Origin of the sequence: Bacillus sp. FJAT-47783 (assembly GCF_022808615.1) — a bacterium.
GTDB lineage: Bacteria > Bacillota > Bacilli > Bacillales > Aeribacillaceae > Bacillus_BZ.
On sequence record NZ_JAKZKS010000015.1, the window covers coordinates 40925 to 61265 of the forward strand.

At 37.8% G+C, this 20341-nt stretch carries 17 protein-coding genes and 2 pseudogenes; 14 read left to right on the forward strand and 5 right to left on the reverse strand.

Translation table 11 applies throughout. The features are described from left to right. Window positions 1-8: 8 nt before the first annotated feature. A complete protein-coding gene (gene pdhA, locus MLD65_RS11660) occupies window positions 9-1097 on the forward strand; it encodes a pyruvate dehydrogenase (acetyl-transferring) E1 component subunit alpha (RefSeq protein WP_243292045.1) in 1089 nt (362 codons plus the stop codon). Then, entirely contained in the window at window positions 1097-2074 is a 978-nt protein-coding gene (locus tag MLD65_RS11665) for an alpha-ketoacid dehydrogenase subunit beta (protein WP_243292046.1), read from the forward strand. The genes pdhA and MLD65_RS11665 overlap by 1 nt, the downstream gene beginning before the upstream one ends. Before the next feature lie 254 nt (window positions 2075-2328). Here the strand turns inward: MLD65_RS11665 and MLD65_RS11670 are convergent, their stop codons facing one another. After that, window positions 2329-2928, reverse strand: a complete 600-nt coding sequence (locus tag MLD65_RS11670; RefSeq protein ID WP_243292047.1) for an MFS transporter — start codon at window positions 2926-2928, stop codon at window positions 2329-2331. On the opposite strand from MLD65_RS11670, the pseudogene MLD65_RS11675 reads away from it, so the two are divergent. The 6 genes and pseudogenes from MLD65_RS11675 to MLD65_RS11700 all read left to right on the forward strand — a co-directional run. Continuing rightward, window positions 2908-3772: pseudogene (locus MLD65_RS11675) on the forward strand (FAD-binding oxidoreductase); the annotation flags it as partial. The gene MLD65_RS11670 and the pseudogene MLD65_RS11675 sit on opposite strands and share 21 nt — an antisense overlap. 195 nt (window positions 3773-3967) lie before the next feature. Then, window positions 3968-4825 carry a MurR/RpiR family transcriptional regulator gene (locus MLD65_RS11680; protein ID WP_243292048.1) on the forward strand — a complete coding sequence of 286 codons (858 nt, stop codon included), beginning with the start codon at window positions 3968-3970 and terminating at the stop codon, window positions 4823-4825. A 358-nt stretch (window positions 4826-5183) separates the two neighbouring features. Then, window positions 5184-6326, forward strand: a complete 1143-nt coding sequence (locus tag MLD65_RS11685) for a M20 peptidase aminoacylase family protein (protein WP_243292049.1) — start codon at window positions 5184-5186, stop codon at window positions 6324-6326. Further along, a complete protein-coding gene (locus MLD65_RS11690; protein WP_243292050.1) occupies window positions 6323-7150 on the forward strand; it encodes a GNAT family N-acetyltransferase in 828 nt (275 codons plus the stop codon). Before MLD65_RS11685 ends, MLD65_RS11690 begins: the two co-directional genes overlap by 4 nt. A 19-nt stretch (window positions 7151-7169) precedes the next feature. Further along, a complete protein-coding gene (menC, locus tag MLD65_RS11695; protein WP_243292051.1) occupies window positions 7170-8276 on the forward strand; it encodes an o-succinylbenzoate synthase in 1107 nt (368 codons plus the stop codon). 77 nt (window positions 8277-8353) lie between these two features. After that, the gene (locus MLD65_RS11700) at window positions 8354-9430 is read left to right on the forward strand and encodes a YkvI family membrane protein (RefSeq protein WP_243292052.1); all 1077 of its coding nucleotides are present in this window, start codon (window positions 8354-8356) and stop codon (window positions 9428-9430) included. Between the two features lie 68 nt (window positions 9431-9498). Here the strand turns inward: MLD65_RS11700 and MLD65_RS11705 are convergent. From MLD65_RS11705 to nagA, 4 genes and pseudogenes are all read right to left on the reverse strand, one after another. After that, a pseudogene (locus MLD65_RS11705) lies at window positions 9499-10235 on the reverse strand (SIS domain-containing protein). Between the two features lie 19 nt (window positions 10236-10254). Further along, on the reverse strand, window positions 10255-10977 hold the full coding sequence (locus MLD65_RS11710) for a GntR family transcriptional regulator (RefSeq protein ID WP_243292053.1): 723 nt from the start codon (window positions 10975-10977) through the stop codon (window positions 10255-10257). A gap of 3 nt (window positions 10978-10980) precedes the next feature. After that, complete coding sequence (gene nagB / locus MLD65_RS11715) at window positions 10981-11730, reverse strand: glucosamine-6-phosphate deaminase (protein ID WP_243292054.1); 750 nt, start codon at window positions 11728-11730, stop codon at window positions 10981-10983. A gap of 1 nt (window position 11731) precedes the next feature. Continuing rightward, window positions 11732-12913, reverse strand: a complete 1182-nt coding sequence (gene nagA / locus MLD65_RS11720; protein ID WP_243292055.1) for an N-acetylglucosamine-6-phosphate deacetylase — start codon at window positions 12911-12913, stop codon at window positions 11732-11734. A 332-nt stretch (window positions 12914-13245) separates the two neighbouring features. On the opposite strand from nagA, the gene MLD65_RS11725 reads away from it, so the two are divergent. From MLD65_RS11725 to MLD65_RS11750, 6 genes are all read left to right on the forward strand, one after another. Next, a complete protein-coding gene (locus tag MLD65_RS11725; protein ID WP_243292056.1) occupies window positions 13246-14553 on the forward strand; it encodes a hemolysin family protein in 1308 nt (435 codons plus the stop codon). A 542-nt stretch (window positions 14554-15095) separates the two neighbouring features. Next, on the forward strand, window positions 15096-15806 hold the full coding sequence (locus tag MLD65_RS11730; RefSeq protein WP_243292082.1) for an MBL fold metallo-hydrolase: 711 nt from the start codon (window positions 15096-15098) through the stop codon (window positions 15804-15806). A gap of 17 nt (window positions 15807-15823) precedes the next feature. Beyond that, window positions 15824-16390: a TetR/AcrR family transcriptional regulator gene (locus tag MLD65_RS11735; RefSeq protein ID WP_243292057.1), complete on the forward strand. Its 567-nt coding sequence runs from the start codon at window positions 15824-15826 to the stop codon at window positions 16388-16390. A 162-nt stretch (window positions 16391-16552) separates the two neighbouring features. Beyond that, a complete protein-coding gene (locus tag MLD65_RS11740; RefSeq protein WP_243292058.1) occupies window positions 16553-18718 on the forward strand; it encodes a DNA topoisomerase III in 2166 nt (721 codons plus the stop codon). 216 nt (window positions 18719-18934) lie between these two features. Then, window positions 18935-19135 (forward strand): cold-shock protein CspD, encoded by a 201-nt coding sequence (gene cspD / locus MLD65_RS11745; RefSeq protein WP_243292059.1) that lies wholly within the window; start codon window positions 18935-18937, stop codon window positions 19133-19135. A gap of 468 nt (window positions 19136-19603) precedes the next feature. Continuing rightward, window positions 19604-20305: an AraC family transcriptional regulator gene (locus MLD65_RS11750; RefSeq protein ID WP_243292060.1), complete on the forward strand. Its 702-nt coding sequence runs from the start codon at window positions 19604-19606 to the stop codon at window positions 20303-20305. The last annotated feature ends 36 nt before the right edge of the window (window positions 20306-20341 follow it).

Below are 20341 nucleotides of genomic sequence, written 5' to 3' on the forward strand. Positions count from 1 at the left end.
AGAAGCAAATGGAGAAACTAAAAACAGAGGTAGACATGTATCAAATCATTGATGAAAACGGGGACGGAAACGAGGAATTCCTTTCAAAACTGAACGTAGAAGAAGACAAAATGTTGATGCTATATGAATGGATGTTAAAAGCAAGAATGTTAGATCAAAAATTGTTGAAAATGCAACGTCAAGGCCGAATTGGAACGTATGGTCCACTTGCTGGCCAAGAGGCAGCTCAAGTAGGAAGCGCATTTGCCTTGAAAAAGGAAGACTGGGTGTTTCCGAGCTATCGTGAAATGGCCGCCATGCTTGTACATGGAATACCGATCCAACACTTTTTAAAATATATTCAAGGTCATATTGAAGGAAGTCAAATTCCTGAAGATGTCAATGTTTTTCCAATTCAAATCATTATTGCGGGTCAAGTTCCGCAGGCTGCTGGATGTGCATGGGCATCAAAGCTCCGCGGGGAAAAAACGGTTACAGCCTGTTACTTTGGCGATGGCGCGACGTCAGAAGGCGATTTTCACGAAGGGTTAAACTTTGCTTCTGTCTACAAAGTTCCAGCTGTTTTCTTCTGTCAAAATAATCAATGGGCAATTAGTGTTCCATTTGAAAAGCAAACGGCAACGAAAACGATATCGGAAAAAGCCTCTGCGTACGGCATGAAAGGAATGAGAGTGGATGGTAATGATGTACTTGCTGTCTATCAAGTCATGAAAGAAGCTGTTGACAATGCCCGAAACGGTGAAGGTCCAACATTAATTGAGGCTGTAACGTATAGACAAGGACCTCATACAACGGCTGATGATCCGACGAAGTATCGTCAAAAAGGTGATGCCGATATTTGGATTCACCAAAAAGATCCGATGAAACGGTATGAGTCATTTCTACTGAAACGAGGAGTATTGACAGAAGAAATAAAAGTTTCTCTTACTTCCGTCATCAGCAATGAGATTGAATCAGAAATTTCAAAAATTGAAGGGATGACACCAAGTCCAGTTTATGAAGCATTCGATTATGTATATGATGAGGCTCATCCGCAATTACAAAAGCAAAAAGAAGAATTAATCGATCGTCTACATGGTAAAGGAGGCAGCTATTAATGGCTCGATTATCAATGGTTGAAGCAATCCGAGATGCATTAGCTCAAGAAATGGAACGAGATGACCGAGTTCTCGTATTAGGTGAAGATGTCGGTGTAAATGGTGGCGTATTCCGAGCTACGGATGGTTTATATGAAAAATTTGGTGAAAATCGTGTGTTTGATACACCGTTAGCAGAATCTGGAATTATTGGTACTTCTGTTGGCTTAGCCGTGAATGGAATGAGACCCGTAGCAGAAATTCAATTTCTAGGCTTTATTTATGAAACGATGGATCAAATTTGTTCACAAGCTGCTAGAGTGAGGTTCCGTTCTGCTGGAAGATTTACAGCACCAATGGTCATTCGGAGTCCATTTGGCGGCGGAGTCCGAACACCGGAACTTCATTCAGACAGTCTTGAAGCGTTATTTACGCATACACCCGGATTAAAAGTGGTCATCCCTTCCACTCCCTATGATGCGAAAGGACTTCTAATTTCAGCTATTCGTGATGAAAATCCGGTTTTATTTTTAGAGCCGATGAATTTATATCGTGCTTTGCGAAGCGAAGTACCCGATGAACCTTATACAATTCCACTCGGAAAAGCAAATGTTGTCAAAGAGGGAGAAGACGTCACGATCGTAACGTATGGAAAACCTGTTCATATCGTTAGTCAAATTGCTGAAGAATATGAAAAGAATGGTGTCAGTCTTGAAGTCATCGATTTACGAACGGTTAGCCCGATTGACATTGATACGATTATCGAGTCAGTTGAAAAAACAAGTAGATTGATCATTGTTCATGAAGCGGTCAAAACAGGTGGAGTTGGAGGGGAAATTGCGGCTTTAATTAGCGAACAGGCTTTGTTCTCTTTATCAGCACCTATCATGAGGATTACTGGATACGATACACCTTATCCAGTGCCATCCATTGAAGATGATTGGCTCCCGAATGAGATTCGTGTGAAAGAGGGAGTGGAGAAGATTTTACAATATTAAAGGTTAGAAGAATTTCAGTTAGTTCATACGATTCCCTATGTAAAAGTACATGAAATAGCCTGGGCCCAAAACAATTTCGGGACTCAGGCTATTTTTTTAGAAAAAGCAAGCCGGTTTCGTATCATACTAGTTGCGTTGTTTTTTCAAGAACTTGAGGATTTTTTTACAAAACTTGCGGATTTCTTTCATAGCTTGCGCAAATATACACCTAACTTGCGGTTACACTATTTTCTCCATATAACGATAATCCTATTTTAAGTTGCCTTATTTACACTTTCAATATTTGATTGATCCAACTCTTGACGAAAAGCATTCTTTTTCAAAATGAACAAAGGGATGAGGCTAAGGAGGAAAACTGTACTAAATAGTAAAAGTCCTTGACTCTGGCTTAAATAACCTAACAATACAGGGCCAAAGAATCCTCCTAATCCTCCAATGGAGTTGACTAATGCAATGGCGACTGCTGCGGAAGATTCGGTAAAGAACATCGAAAGCAATGCCCAAAATGGACCTAAAAAGCTAAATGTCCCTAGAAACGAAATAGATATCATGGTGATAGCTAGAAATGTGTTTGGAGCAAAGAAACTTCCAATAAGACCGACTGCAGCAACAGTTAAAGAACAGGCTGCATGTACCCATCTCTCTCCTGTTTGATCTGAATGGCGGGCCCACCAAATCAGCCCAATTAAGCCAACAATTTCCGGTATCATGGCAATTAACCCAACCTGTGTATTACTAAATAACGTCGAAAGGGATTTAATAATGGTCGGTAGCAAAAAGTTCAAGCCATACGATGCAAGTAAGAATAAAAAGTAGATAGAAGAAAAAAGCCAGCAAATGGTGAAATCATTCATTCGGGGAGCTTATCTCCAAAATCATCCTCTGGCTATCATTTAAATGGATTAATGGTAGGATCTGAAGGTACTCTCGGTGTAATAACGGAATTAACCTTAAAGGTGTATGGAATACCAGAAATGATATCAGCGGCACGTGTATCATTTTCTACCATTCAGGAGGCTGTTGATGCTGTAGTGACCATAATGTCAGCAGGCATTCAAATGGCAAGAATCGAGCTTGTCGATGCCCGGTCCATTGAGCAGATGAATTCCTTCATGGATGCGTCATTTGATGTGGCTCCGACTTTATTTTTAGAGTTTCATGGAAACAAAGATGGAGTCGAGCAGGATGTTACATTTGCTCAAGAAATTTTAAGCGATATGAATTGCCTAGACTTCGCCTTTGAGAACGATTCGAAAAAACGTCACCAGCTATGGGAATTAAGGCACAACCTAGCTTATGCATTTATTCATGGGAACCCGGGGAAAAAGATGATGGTAACAGATGTGTGTGCAGATTCAATCTTTACCTGATGCAATTGAAAATACTCGTCAAAAGATTGAGGAAATGGGAATGGATTCATCGATTATGGGGCACGTAGGAGATGGAAATTATCACGTTGGGATTATGATCGACTTAGCGAATCAAAAAGAAATCGATCAAGCGAAAACCTTAAATGAGCATATTGTCCATTATGCCTTATCCAAAAAGGGAACATGTACTGGCGAACATGGGGTTGGAATGGGAAAGGTAAAATATCAACGAATGGAGCACGGGTATGCATATGATGTGATGAAAAACATAAAGAAGAGCTTAGATCCGAATAATATAATGAATCCTGGGAAGATTTTTGTTGATTAAAAACATAAAAGTCCATTTTGTAAGAACCAGTAAGAGTGGTTCTTCTTTTTTTGTACATAAAGAAAGAATCTATATATAATAGAAGAAATAAGAAAAATGAATATATGTAAATCGAAAATCAAGCATGTTGAATGTTCTTTTAAGAAGTTATTATGAATGGAAAAGTATTATACAAATGAATAGGTGGTGATCGAAATGAAGGATGAAAATGTGTTTGAGAAAATACGTAAGAATTACAATGAATTGACCAATCGTCAAAAACCGGTAGCAAAATTTATTTTAGATGAACCGAAACAAGTAGCTCTACATCCAGCAAAAAAAATTGGTGAGTTGACATCAACAAGTGAGACGACAGTCATTCGTCTCTGTTATGCGCTTGGCTATTCAGGCTATACATCTTTACAAAATGACATTAGGTATTCACTTCTTAATGAAAAGGAAGATCCTTTGGAAAAGCTGAAAAATATAACAGGTGATTTAAAAGATGTCGATCATCTTGTGAAAAATGTTATCGAAGATGATGTGTCTTACATACAACAAACTCTACAAAAGTTAGACATGAGTTCATACCATAAATCCATTAAGGCAATGATTGAAGCAAAAAATATTATTGTTGTGGGCTTTCGCAGTAGTTATGCTTCAGCTCATTGGTTAGCCTATACGTTAAATATTATTAAGGGAAATGTGCATTTATTTAGAGGAGAAATGGAAGATGCAAACTATTTAATTAATAGAGTAAATGAAGATTATTTAATTATAGCTTTATCATTTCCTAGATACACGGAGTCAACGATACGTTTTGTAAGTGCTGCTAAACTAAAGGGGGCAAAGGTTTTGGCCATTACTGATGACGAATTGTCCCCAATTGGTCCGTTGGCTGATTTATTACTTAAAGTAGTTACGGCTACCCCAACCACTTTAAAAGGGATGCCGGTCATTTTTTCTTTATTGAATTTACTTGTAGCAGGCGTTAGTGCAACTGACAAGGCTAATGTCCAACAAAGAATACATGAGTATAATCAGACAAGTCGTCAGTTGGATTCCATTAAATGAAAACCTTAAATTTGCAGCTACGTTTATGGAACTTTTTATAAAAGGCTTTCACAAAAGTATTGTACTTTTGGTGGAAGCTTTTTTGTATATTTACTGTTATCAAATCAATCTATGACATCTAACTCCCATTTTCCAAATTATGTTGAATACTTTGTCCCTAGTAACGCTCAAATAATTAAATATCGGAAATTTCTGAATTGTTATTGAATTGATAGGTTGTTTGTGGTAATTTTGAATTATATCAAAATGAAGTTTATACTTTTATATTCATATTATTTAAAGTTTAAACTTCTTTAATGGAAAGATCGTATAAATTATAGAAAATGACTAATTGAACTTAACCTATGGAGGAAGAAAAATGAAACCAAACATAGACGCTCTTAAACCGACTATTGATTCCATTTTTGACTATTTGCATCACCATCCTGAAATTAGTTGGCAGGAATACGAGACAACTGAATATATTCAACGTTTTTTAGAAAATCAAGGCTTTACTGTACAAACCTTTAATGATTGTCCCGGTCTCATCGTTGAGGTAGGAGAAGGAAATTTCTGTGTAGCATTACGCGCTGACATGGATGCACTATGGCAGGAGGTGGATGGACAATTTCAAGCGAATCATTCTTGTGGCCACGATGCCCATATGACAATGGTTCTTGGCGTGATGATGCTTCTTTCAAAAATGAATGTTGACCCTTCCGTGAAGCTAAAGTTCATCTTTCAGCCTGCTGAGGAAAAGGGGACTGGGGCACTCAAACTGCTTGAAAAGGGAGTAATAGATGATATTGATTTTTTATATGGTGTCCATCTAAGACCGATTCAAGAATTACAAGACGGTCAGGCAACTCCTGCCATCTATCACGGTGCGGCCAAATTTATCTCAGGGGAAATTGTCGGGGAGGATGCCCATGGAGCGCGACCTCACCTTGGTCAAAATGCAATCGAAATCGGTGCATCCTTCATTCATGAAATGAAAAATATTTATTTAAATCCGATGGTTCCTTATACGGCTAAAATGACAAGTTTTCATGCGGGGGGAGAATCAGGAAACATTATTCCTGGAAAAGCATCTTTTCGTTTAGATTTACGTGCACAAACGAATCAAGTGATGGAAGAACTGACGGAAAAGGTTGAGACCATTGCCGGCGCTCTTGCCAATCTTTACGGCGTGAAGATTACGTTAGAAACGAAAGCAAATGTTGCGGCTGCACAGGTTGACACGCAAGCTCAACGGATGATGGAAAAGGCTATCATCGATTCGATAGGTCATCTTCAGGTAATCGCTCCTATAAACACAACGGGAGGAGAAGACTTTCATTTTTATACGTTAAAAAAACCAACGATTAAAGCAACGATGTTAGGCCTTGGGTGTGATTTGCAGCCTGGCCTTCATCACCCAAAGATGACTTTTAATCGTAATGCTATATACTCTGGTATCGAAATTTTAACGAAAGCAGTATTGAATACGATAGAAGCCTATAAAATGGGGGAGTTGGCATGAACACGGATATTGAGCTGAAAGTATTAAAAAGTTATGAAGCTTTACAACGAATTCAAAAACTTGAAAAACTTGTTTGGAATATATCCCCTCTCCCTATTCACCAAACGATTACCGCATCGCAAAATGGAGGGTTAGTATTAGGGGCATTTCTTCATGAGGAAATAGTCGGATTTAGTTACAGTTTCCCTGGTTTTCATAAAGGGCAAAGCTATCTATGCTCACACATGCTTGGTATTCACCCTGATCACCAAGGAAAAGGGGTAGGTGCACGTTTAAAACAAGAACAAAAAGAGATAGCCAGGGAAATGGGATACGACTTAGTCGTATGGACATACGACCCGCTTGAAACGAGGAATGCTTACTTGAATTTATCAAAATTGCAGACAATTTGCTCAACATACGTTGAGGATTGCTATGGGGAAATGGGAGATAACCTAAACAAAGGACTTCCTAGTGATCGATTTAAAGTGGAATGGTGGATAAACAGTACACATGTAAAAAATCAACATCCGATTCCTATCAGTCAAACCAAATTCCAATTTCGGTGGGAAAAAACTGTAGATGGATTACCGAAGTTGAAGAATGTTGAGCACGACCTTAAATCCAATTTCGATTATGACACTTCCATATTCGTACCTGTTCCAGCAAATATTCAACATATAAAGAAAGTGAATCATGCACTTGCTATGGATTGGCGGTTAAAAACAAGAAATATTTTCCAAACTTTATTTGCTAAAGGATATGCTGCGGTTTCTCTGAAAAAAAGTGCAGATGAATCGGTTCATTATTATCTATTAGTTCAAAAAAATACATTAAAAATATAATCCAACTGAGGTGGGGGAAATGAAAGTAAAAGAAATCACGTTACGTCAAGTCAAGATGAGATTAAAATCTAAATTTACGACGAGCTTTGGCTCGTTTCAGGATAAAGAGTTTCTTTTGTTAGAAGCAAAGGATGATCATGGACAAAGTGGCTGGGGAGAATCTGTTGCTTTCCATACGCCTTGGTATAATGAAGAAACGATAAAAACAAATTGGCATATGTTAGAAGATTATTTGATTCCAAGTGTTTTAAATCAAGAGATTCAGCACCCTGATAACATTTCTGAAATGTTTTCCTATATTCGTAAAAACAATATGGCAAAGTCTACGCTTGAAGGGGCAGTATGGGATTTATATGCAAAGCAAAAAGGTATTCCTTTAGCAGTTGCTTTAGGTGGTGAAAAGAATGAAATTGAAGTAGGCATCAGCATAGGTATTCAGGACTCTGTTAATGATTTGCTTCACATCATTGAAGATCATGTAAACGAAGGGTACAAACGAATGAAAGTGAAGATTAAGCCGGGCTGGGATGTTGAGGTTATGAGAGAAGTACGAAAGCATTTCCCTACGATTCCTTTAATGGCTGATGCTAATTCGGCTTATCGTTTAAAAGATGTAGATCGATTAAAGGCACTAGATGAATTTGATTTAATGATGATTGAACAACCATTAGATTCTGATGATATTGTCGATCATGCGAAGCTTCAACGGGAAATCTCTACACCGGTATGCCTCGATGAAAGTATTCATTCTTATGATGATGCTAGAAAAGCTATAGAGCTTGAAAGCTGTAAAATTATTAATATTAAAATTGGACGTGTTGGTGGATTAACAGAATCTAAAAAAATTCACGATTTGTGTCAAGAGCACAACATCTCTGTTTGGTGTGGGGGTATGCTTGAATCAGGTATTGGTAGAGCACATAACATTGCTTTAACCACTTTGTCTAATTTTGTTTTACCAGGTGATACGGCGGCTTCAAGACGCTATTGGGAAAAGGATCTTATTGAACCAGAAGTTATCGTTGATAATGGAATAATCACCGTTCCAAATCAGCCTGGCATAGGTTATGAGCCGAATCTTGAAACGATTCGACAATTTACGACTAATGAAAAAGCTTTTAAATAAGAAAAGATGGGAGGAGCTAGCTCTTCCTCAAATTTTTCGTTGAAAATTCTGAAAATTCTTATTTTAAGGAGGGCAACATGAAGAAGAGTATCCAAATTGCAGGGGCGTATATTGGAGTGCTTGTTGGAGCAGGGTTTGCTTCTGGACAGGAAATCCTACAATTTTTTACTAGCTTTGGATGGCTAGGTGTTCTAGGGACACTGTTAGCAACCGTTCTTTTCGCGTTCTTAGGAATGAATTTAACTCAATTAGGGAGTCGTTTACAAACAACCTCTCATAAAGAAGTCATTTACCACATTTGTGGACGTTACCTTGGATTAGTAGTTGATTTTATCATTACGTTTTTCTTATTTGGCGTATTAGTCGTCATGATTGCAGGGGCAGGGTCGATATTTGAACAGCAATTTGGGATATCAAGTTTAGTAGGTAGTATGTTGATGACATTCTTGACTATTTTGACCGTCACATTAAATATTCAAAAAGTAATTTCGATCATTGGCCTTATTACTCCGCTTTTACTCGTGATGGTTGTCATATTATCAGGCTATTCTTTTGTCGCAATGGAACATAGTCTTTTTGAAGTACACCAAATAATTGATACACAATATGCTGCTGCATCTAATTGGGGATTAGGTTCCTTATTATACGTTTCCTATAATATTGCGGCAGCGGCTGCCATGCTCATAGTGATGGGTGGGGCCGTGAAAGACGAAAGATCAGCTGGTTTAGGAGGGATCCTCGGAGGAATTGGACTTGGTATTCTCATTTTACTTATAAATCTTGGAATGCTTGCCAAAATAGATACGTTTACAGGTGTAGATATGCCGATGCTTTATTTAGCTAATAATCTTTCACCAATTTTTAGTGTTCTTATGTCCCTCATTTTATTAGGAATGATTTATAACACAGCAGTAGGTATGCTTTATTCATTTTCAGTACGGTTTGTTGACCCTAGTCAAAAAAGTTTCAAATGGTTAGTAACGATTTTTGGTTCTGTAGCATTTTTAGCAAGCTTTATTGGGTTTATTACGTTAGTTGGAACAGTCTATCCGCTTGTGGGCTATCTAGGTTTTACGCTAATGGCTGCTATCATTTTTTCTTGGGTTAGAACGAAACAAAAAGTTAAACAGTTTCCATCATCAAGTTTGAATTAATAAAGGATATTTCTTAGTATCTCTACTAAAAAGGAAACCAAGGTGAACTCACCAAAGTTTCCTTTCTTTTAAAGATACGGCATACGCTTTTTGTATTTTTCAATGAGCTGTTTGTTAAATTCATCGGCGCCATCAACATTTCCACTTTTAAATATCGGTGGGGTCGTTCCGTTTTGAATCATAATGTTGATAGCCTCCGCAGAAATCCCATTAATAATCGTTGATCCAATAGCCGTAGAGGAGGGGCCGAACGATAAACTAAATGCTTCTTCATGAAGAAGAGTGTCACCGATTGGGGCATGATTATCAATGACTAAATCGACGACTTCATAAAGGAAAAGTCCATCCGGATGTCTTGAAGGTTGGTGTATTGCATAGCGAGGAGACGTAATAGCAATTGTAAAAGCTCCTCTTTCTTTTGCTATTTGTGCTACCTCAATTGGGACTGGATTTCTTCCTGAAGTAGAGACGATGATAAAGACATCGTTTCGCTTTATATCAATTTCTTTCATAAAATGAGCTGCGATTCCACTTGTTCGTTCAAGCTGTGAAGAACGAACGGCTCCTTTATGGAGCATGAGGTCTTCAATAAAAATAGGATTTACAGGAACTAAGCCACCGGCACGATAAAATAATTCCTCACCTAAAATATGAGAGTGTCCACATCCAAATAATGTATGATAGCGTCATTTTCGAGTGCAGCTGCAATTTGTTTAGCAGCATGACGGATGTTCGTTGCTTCGTCTCTTTCGATTTCAGAAAGTAATTTCTGAATTTCACGAAAGTATTGTTGAAATAATGCCATGTATAAACCTCCAATGGGGTTAACGTTTCATATCAATCATAAATTTATAACGATCGCCTCGATATAAGGAGTAGACGACCTCTAGTGGAGTAGAATCTTCTAAATAGGTTGCCCGTTGAATACCGAGTATAGGAGCTCCCTTATTGATTTTTAATAGCTTTGCATCTTGTTCATTGGCGATGGAAGCTTCGAGTGTTTGGGTTGCTGTTCCAATTTTTAAATTTAATGTTTGTTCAATATATTGGTAAAGGGAGAAAACGACATCTGTTTCTGTTAAACCTTTGATTAGATTAGCTGAAAGATATGTGCGTTCAAGTGCCATTGGCAAATCATCAGCTAAACGAATCCGAATAATTTCGTATACCGGATCATGTTTTGGTATTTTTAATCGTTGGCAAATACTTTCCGGCCCTGGGATGAGATGAAACTTAATGAGCATATTGCTTGGCTCTAAACCGCGACGTTTCATGTCCTCTGTAAAGCTTGTCAACCCTGATAATGATTGTTCTATTTTTTGTTCTGCAACGAACGTCCCTTTCCCTTTTTTTCTCATTAAATATCCTTCATTCACAAGGTTTGTAAAAGCTTGTCTAACGGTCATACGACTAATGCCAAGGCTTTCGGCATATTCTCGTTCGGAAGGAAGCAAGTCCCCTGGAAGGAGTTCTTTTTTTTCGATTGATGCTTTTATTCGTTCTTCTAATTGAAAATAAATGGGAACAGGGGAGTTTTTATCGATCATTCATTATGCTCCTTTCACACTTTCCAAAACGGTTTCTGGTAATGCTTCTTCATCCACGAAAATTATAACATTCGGGTGAAGATTTAGGATAGAAGCAGGGAAACTTTCGGTTACTTCTTGGGAAAATAGTTTTTTTATTGCCTCTTTTTTGGCTTTACCTGATGCTAACAGAACAATTTCTTTACTTTGCATGATCGTTTTTATGCCCATCGTTATCGCTTGAGTTGGTACTTCATCGATGGAATTAAAAAATCGAGCGTTTGCTTCACGAGTAGCCTGAGCAAGGTTAATAATATGAGTTGTCGATGAAAAGGGAGTTCCCGGTTCATTAAAGCCGATATGCCCATTTCCTCCAATGCCTAGCACTTGAACATCGATTCCGCCATTTTCTTGAATAAGTTTTTCATAACGATTGCATTCGTCTTCTTTATGATCTGCAAGTCCGTTTGGAATGTGTGTGTTTGAAATAGGAATATTGATATGTTTAAAGAAATTTTCGTTCATGTAATAATGGTAACTGTGTTCATTTTCCGGTTTTAAGCCAATATATTCATCTAAGTTAAATGTTGTAATATTTTCATAGGAAGTACCGTTGTCTCGATGGTCTCTAATTAATTGTTCATATAAGCCAATCGGTGTCCCGCCAGTTGCCAAACCTAATGTCATACTTGGATTTGCGCGTACTTTTGAAATGAGATATTCTGCTGCTTTCCGGCTCATTTCTTGATAGTTTTTCGTCATAATAATTTGCATATTAAGTATCCTCCTTTTGAAAAGCGATCGACCCTTGACAAATGGTCATGTGTACATCATTTTCATCATTTAAAATGACAATGTCCGCATCTTTTCCAACCGTAATACTTCCTTTTCGATCATATATTCCAATCTGTTTTGCTGGATTTACTGAACTCATCCGAATACTTTCTTCTAATGAGCAGTTTGTGTATTTCATCATATTTTTTACCGCATCGTTCATACGTAGGACGCTCCCGGCAAGTGTCCCATTCTCTAAAATGGCCATGTCATCTTTCACGGTTACTTGCTGTCCGCCTAAATCGTACGTCCCATTTTTTAAGCATTTTGCTCTCATTGAGTCTGTAATTAATATAATGCCTTCTTTCTTCTTTAGTTGATAGGCAAGATGTATCATCTGTGGGTGTACATGAATACCATCTGCGATGAGTTCCACTTTTAATGATTCATGTAAAAGAGCTGCACCTGCTGTTCCGGGATCACGGTGATGTAAGCCGCGCATACCGTTAAATAAGTGTGTGACTTGTTTAGCACCAGCTTCAATAGCTTGAATCATCTCATCATTTGTTGCATCCGAATGACCGATAGAAGCGATCACACCGTTTTGATGAAGGTGGCGGATAAACTCATATCCTCCTGGCATTTCAGGTGCTACCGTCACAACTTTAATGAGGCCATCTGCAAGGTTTTGCCAAAGGTTAAAAATATCAATGGATGGATGCAACATGTACTGAAACGGCTGTGCACCCGCTTTTTTATAATTTAGAAATGGGCCTTCTAAATGGATACCAACAATCTCAGCTTCCCCTTCAGTTTGAGGTGATTTTTTATAGGAAGCAACATTTTGTAGCGCTCGTTCAATCGCTTCTTTTGATTGGGTAATCGTTGTTGCTAAAAAACTCGTTGTTCCTTCTTTTGGAAGGGCGTTTGCTATTGTGGAAAGTGCTTCATTCGTAGCATCCATCGTATCGGCTCCACCCGCGCCGTGGATGTGTAGATCAATTCTCCCTGGAATGACTTTATAAGAAGAAGGAATAGCAATTTTTTCATACCCCTCTGATATTGACAAATTCTCCATCGAGTTTATTTCTTCAATTTTTCCGTTTTTTATTTTAATATATCCGTTTTTAATTGTTGCTGATTCTGTGTAAATGGTTGCATGTGTAATGATTCGTTTTTTCATTATTTTACTCCCTTTCCCATGAATGACAAACCTTTTATTGAAGTGTAACATTATTTTGTATAGTTATCTATACCAGTGATTGTTTAAAAATAAATTATCCGTAATAAAATGTGATGGAAAAGTAGTTTTAGTGTAATGAACCCTTATGAATAACGATTACGTTCCAAATAAAACGCATTTTAACGTTTATTTAGGGTGATAAGAGAGGTGAGCATGTTTACACCACACCTCTAAAAAAGATACAATATTCTCGGAGGAGTACGTTAAGAAATAAAGATTATACATATCAGGAGGTGGATTCTCTAACGTTCCCAATTCGTTAGAGAGGGTCATTGGAACTAATCAATTTATTATTAATCATCCTTTTAATTGCGCTAACAGCCTTTTTCGTTGCATCTGAATTTGCGATCGTAAAGGTGCGGAGGACAAGAATTGAACAGCTTGTTGCCGATGGTAATCGGAATGCAGTCGCTGTGAAACGAGTACTCGATAATTTAGATGAATATTTATCTGCATGCCAATTAGGTATTACGATTACGTCACTCGGACTCGGTTGGCTCGGGGAACCGACGGTGGAGCATTTGCTTCATCCTGTATTTAAACAGTTAAACGTAAATGAATCGGTGGCAAGCATTCTTTCGTTTACAATTGCCTTTTCCATGATTACGTTTTTGCATGTTGTCGTTGGAGAACTAGCACCGAAAACATTCGCCATACAAAAAGCTGAGCAAGTATCCTTGATGTTTTCAAAACCGCTTATTTTCTTTTATAAATTAATGTTTCCGATTATCCGAGGTTTGAATGGATCGGCGCGAATCGTTTCGAAATTAATGGGGCTTAAAGCGAATGCTGATCATGAATTAGCCCATTCAGAAGATGAATTACGTATAATATTATCGGAAAGCTATAAAAGTGGGGAAATCAATCAATCTGAATACAAATACGTGAACAACATTTTTACTTTTGACGATCGTATTGCGAAAGAAATAATGGTGCCAAGAAGAGAAATCGTTGCTTTTGATATCAATGATTCGATATCTGACTTAATGGAAATTATTAAACGAGAAAAGTATACACGGTTTCCAGTTATAAAAGGAGACAAAGATCATATAATTGGTCTTGTCAATATAAAAGAAATTTTGACAGACTGCCATCATACACCAGAAGTGATGGGGAATAAGCTTGATCATTACATCCGTCCCATTATCCGAGTTATTGAATCAATTCCGATCCATGATTTATTAGTAAAGATGCAGCGAGAGCGTGTTCACATGGCGATATTAGTGGATGAATACGGTGGCACAGCAGGCCTTGTTACCGTTGAGGATATATTAGAGGAAATTGTTGGGGAAATTCAAGATGAATTTGATGTTGATGAAGTCCCAATGATACAAAAGGAAAATGAGGAAAAAATGATTGTTGATGGTAAAGTGTTGATTAGTGAAATTAATGATCTGCTTCGTATAAATATTGATGACACAGATGTTGATACAATCGGAGGCTGGATTTTAACGAATCAGTTTGAAATCCGTGAAGGTGATTCAATTTCATACGACCATTACGAATTCAAAGTATTAAAAATGGAAGGTCATCAAATTCAATTAGTTGAAATTTTGAATTTAGATAAGAAGACTTCATAACTGCGAAGAAGCAGGGCTATCCAAAAAGTCCATGAAAACTGACTTTTTGGACCCTGTTTTTCATGAAAGCCCAATATTTAGGATTAAAGCCCCAATTAATGAAAGAAAACCCCAATTAATGAAAGAAAACCCCATTTAATGAAAGAAAGCCCAATTAATGAAAGGTACCCCCAATTAATGAAAGAAAGCCCCAATTAATGAAAGATACCCCCAATTAATGAAAGATACCCCCAATTAATGAAAGAAAGCCTAATTAATGAAAGAAAGCCTAATTAATGAAAGAAAGCCTAATTAATGAAAGAAAGCCCAATTAATGAAAGATACCCCCCAATTAATAAAAAGACTTAAGTTATAAAAAAGCCCCCTTAACTAACGAAAAATTTCTAAGTAAAGAACTCTTGTTATTTCAAAACTTGCGCGGAATTGAGCCTAACTTGCGGATAAACCGATTAAAATTGTTGTATTGAAAAAACTAATATCATTAGTTAATATAAAACTAATACCATTAGTATTTGGTGATCAATTTTAATGGGGGATATATGATGAAGATTATTCAAAAAGGTCATCTTTACCAATTATCTTTTATGCCAAGGTGTTTCCCAATCAATTGTTATTTTGTAGAGGAAGAGAAAAGTCTTACGTTAATTGATGCTGCACTTCCATACAGTGCGATAGCAATCATTCAAGCGGCAAAACAAATAGGCAAACCGATTTCGAACATTTTGATTACCCATGCCCATGTTGATCATGTCGGAGCTCTTGATAAAATAAAGGAATCGAATCCGGATGCAGACGTTTATATTTCCTATCGTGATGCGAAGCTTTTAGCAGGGGACCTTTCACTCATGAAGGGAGAACCTAAAACACCGATTCGTGGAGGAGCTCCGAAAAACGTAAAAACAAAACCAAATGTGCTATTGAAAGAGGGGGATGAAGTCGGTTCTCTTCTCGCCATTGAAACCCCAGGACACACGCCAGGGTCGATGTCGTTTTTCGATCAACGTTCAAACGCGGTAATAGTAGGTGATGCGTTTCAAACGAGAGGTGGTACGGCCGTTGCTGGACAAATTCGTCTCTCCTTTCCATTTCCAGCTATGGCGACATGGAATAAAGGAATAGCGCTTGAGAGTGCAAAGAAAGTAAGAAAACTTAATCCATCAATACTTGCCGTTGGGCACGGTCGTCTATTGGAAGAACCGTTAGAGGCTATTAACCGAAGTATAGAGGAAGCGGAAAGAAAATTAGTTGTGTAATGAAAGGAGAACTTTAAATGTCACCAAGAAAAGGGCTAGATATTCATGATATCATTCAAGCGGCTGCAGAAATTGCAGATGAACATGGAATTGAACAATTATCCATGGCACTACTAGCAAAACGGCTTGATATACGATCACCCTCATTATATAACCATGTAGCGGGATTAGATGATGTGAAAATAAAGCTTGCAGTATACGGATTACGAGAGCTTCATTGTCGCATGGCAAAAGCTTCGAATGGAAAATCAGGTGATGAAGCGATACACGCATTAAGTGATGCTTATTTAACCTTTACGCGAAATCGCCCGGGATTATACCAAGCAACGTTTCTCATGCCTGACACTCAAACGGAAGAAGTGAAAAATGCTGGTGAAGAAATGGTTGAGCTCGTTGCACAAGTATTAAGAAACTATGATTTAGAAGGGGAACAAGTGATACATGCGGTACGTGGCTTAAGAAGTATTTTGCATGGATTTGCCTCCCTTGAATTTAAAGGAGGATTTGGCCTGCCACTGGATGTGGAAAAAAGCTTGACGTTCGTAATCGATACATTTCTTGCAGGTATTGATAAAATGAAGTGATAAACATTCATGCTTATCAGGGGTCTTCCGTTTGGATTTGAAGATGTAATAAAGAAGCTCCTTAAGGAGATTTTCGGTGTTCTGTTACTTCAAAACATTGTACAACAGAGATATTCAGTGATACTATTTCACTATCTGTTTGTTTTAGAAAGGATTTGAATAATGAGTAAAACAGTCGTATTAGCAGAAAAGCCTTCTGTTGCTAGAGATATTGCAAGAGTTCTCGGATGTAAAAAGAAAGGGAACGGATTTTTAGAAGGTGAACGTTACATCGTTACGTGGGCGTTAGGACATTTAGTGACACTCGCTGACCCTGAAAACTATGATGATAAATATAAAAAATGGAATTTACAAGACTTGCCGATTATGCCGAAAGAGTTAAGGCTCGTTGTAATCAAAAAAACAGGAAAACAGTTTCAAGCCGTAAAAGCACAGCTCCACCGTAAAGATGTGAAGGAAATTGTCATTGCAACAGATGCAGGGCGTGAAGGAGAGCTTGTAGCAAGATGGATCATTGAAAAAGCGCGCATTCATAAGCCAATCAAGCGCCTATGGATTTCGTCGGTTACGGATCAAGCGATTAAAGCCGGTTTTAAGCGATTAAAAGATGGAAAAGCGTATGAGCATTTATACGAATCAGCCGTTGCAAGAGCGGAATCAGATTGGCTTGTCGGTATTAATGCAACACGTGCATTAACGTCGAAATACAATGCATCGCTTTCGTGTGGACGTGTGCAAACACCGACACTTGCAATGATTGCAAAAAGGGAAGAGGAAATAAAGCAATTTCGTCCGAAACCATATTATGGACTTACAGCTGTTATCGAAGGCGTAACATTTACGTGGGAAGATGCGAAAACTAATGATACAAAATCGTTTTCTAAAGAAAAGGTTGATACAATTTTCCAAAAGATAAAAGGAAAGAATGCTGTCATTCATGATGTAAAAACGACGAAGAAGAAAAGCGTGCCACCACATCTATACGATTTAACCGAGCTCCAACGTGAAGCGCATCAACGTTTCGGCTTTTCCGCAAAAGAAACGTTATCCGTTATGCAGCGTTTGTACGAACATTATAAGGTGGTTACCTATCCAAGAACAGACTCACGTTATTTATCAACAGATATAGTTAGTACATTAAAGGAACGAGTAGAAGCGTGTGCTACTTCCGAATACAAAGCGATCGCGTCTCGAATTTTGAAGCAACCGATCAAAGCGAAAAAGTCATTTGTTAATGACGAAAAGGTTACGGACCACCATGCCATTATTCCGACTGAACAAACACCATTGTTGACGAAACTAACTGATAAAGAACGAAAAATATATGATTTAATCGTGAAACGGTTTTTAGCTGTTTTACTCCCTCCACATGAGTACGACGAAACAACGGTTTGGGCAATCGTTAATGGTGAAAGGTTTAAGGCAAAAGGGAAAGTCGTAACGAGTTTAGGGTGGAAAGAAGTATACAACGGGGAAGTGGATGAAGAAACTACACCATCATTACCTCAATTAAACAAGGGTGAGTCGTTTACAGTTCAATCGTTTGTCAAAACAGAGGGAGAAACGAAACCGCCTGCACCTTTTAATGAAGGAACACTTTTACAAGCGATGGAAAACCCAACGAAGTATATGGAAGGTGAAAGCAAAGCATTAAAGAAAACAATTGGTGAAACGGGTGGGCTCGGTACCGTTGCAACACGTGCCGACATTATTGAAAAACTGTTTAAAACGTTTTTAATTGAAAAACGAGGAAAAGATCTTTTTGTTACGTCAAAAGGAAAGCAGCTGCTAGAGCTCGTTCCAGACGATTTGAAATCACCAGCATTAACTGCTGAGTGGGAGCAAAAGCTCGATGCGATCGCAAAAGGTAAGTTGACGAAGAAAGCATTTATGAATGAAATTCGTCATTATGCAACATCTGTCATAACGGCCATTAAAGAAAGCGAGAAAACGTTTAAACATGACAACATCACCGGTTCGAAATGCCCAGAATGCGGCAAGCTACTACTTGAAGTAAAAGGGAAGAAAGGAAAGATGCATGTTTGCCAAGACCGTGATTGCGGCTACCGGAAAAACATTGCTAAAACGACGAATGCAAGATGTCCAAAATGTCATAAGAAGCTTGAACTAAGAGGGGAAGGAGAAGGGCAAATGTTCGTATGTCGCTGCGGTCATCGAGAAAAACGATCTTCTTTCCAAGAGCGTCGAAAAAAAGAAAAACAACAAAACGTTTCAAGGCGTGACATTAACAAATATTTAAAAAATCAACAGGACGAACAACCGATTAATAATGCCCTTGCTGAAGCATTATCGAAATTGAAATTTTAATAAAGTATTTGACATATCGTTCTATCTGTCTTATAATAAAGTCATTGCTATTACGTTTATCGAATTAAAGATTTTGGATAGTATAAGTCGTGTCTACAATCAAAGAGTGGGCGATTTGTTAGTCCAGATTTGATTGTAGAGCGACTTTTTATTTTGTCGTAAAAGAATTAATTGAAAAACTAATAGTACCATTTAATTTTTTTAGGAGGAATCATCATGTTATCAGGTAAAGTAAAATGGTTTAATGCAGAAAAAGGTTTCGGATTCATCGAGCGCGAAGGTGGAGAAGACGTATTCGTACACTTCACAGCGATCCAAACTGACGGATTCAAATCTTTAGACGAAGGTCAAGCTGTTACATTCGAAATCGTTGAAGGTAACCGTGGACCTCAAGCAGCTAACGTTCAAAAAGCGTAATGATAATATAAAAAAGGTGACACACATCGTCACCTTTTTCTATTTTCTCTCCGTTTTTTCTACCCCTTATTTTTCGAAAACTTTTCCAATACTGTTCATTTTGTTTTATTAAAGAAACGAGTTTAACATCTGATTCACGCTGGCGCGGCCAAGGAGCCGTAAGGATGAAAGAGAGGCAGGGCTTTCATTGTTTTAGATGAAACGAACGGATTTATGAAAACTTCTAGAACAAGAAAAGATTGACGTATGTAGTAGAAAGAAAAACTCTTTTACATGATCGATAACAAAAATATGAGTTAAAACGAGAAGTAGTTCGCTTGTTCCCCCTCTGATTCCTACCTTTGAAATCAGAGGGGAAAATTAGCTGCAAAGATCTGGAATAAAGACCATTCTTTAATTTATCCTATTACAAAACATATAAGATGTGTTATTCTTACATAAAAAGGAAACTTTTTGGATAGGTGATACATGATGGAAAAGGTTGTATGTGAAAAACGTTCTTATTCGAAAAAAATAACGACACATGATCACGAGTACGGTCAATTTCTTTTTCCGTTGCAAGGTTCGCTTGAGCTGAACACCGATAAACGAATGGTCAATTTATCCGAAGGACACTGTTTATATTTACCCCCTAATTGTTTACACCTATTTCGCTCATTAAATGTAAATGAATTTTTAGTTGTTGATATCCCTACGATTTATTTTCAGAATGAGCATGAGCAATCAGAGATTTTTATGAAAATGGATAGCAAATGGAATTCCTTACTTTTTTTACTGCTTGAAGAATTAAAGGAACAAAAAGGAAATTCCTCTGCTGTAAGTCATCTCGTTCAATATATGGCGAAAAAGCTGGAAAAGCCGTCTTATCCTTCCATTGCCTACATTCACAAACATTATAAAGAAACGATACGTGTCGAAGAGTTAGCGAAGCTTGAGCACTATCATCCAGCTTATTATTCCGCTTGGTTTAAAGATGTAACGGGGAAAAGTCCTGTTCAATACATCCAATCGCTCAAGTTAAAAGAGGCAAAACGTCTGCTCCTTGAAACAGATTGGTCGATTACACGAATAAGTCAAGAAGTTGGTTTCGAACATGCTTCCTCTCTGACGCGATTATTTTTAAAGCAAGAACAGATGACGCCGGTTAATTTCCGAAAAATCATAAAATAGGTCAAAATTTATCTTAAATCCGGTTAAAAATGAGAG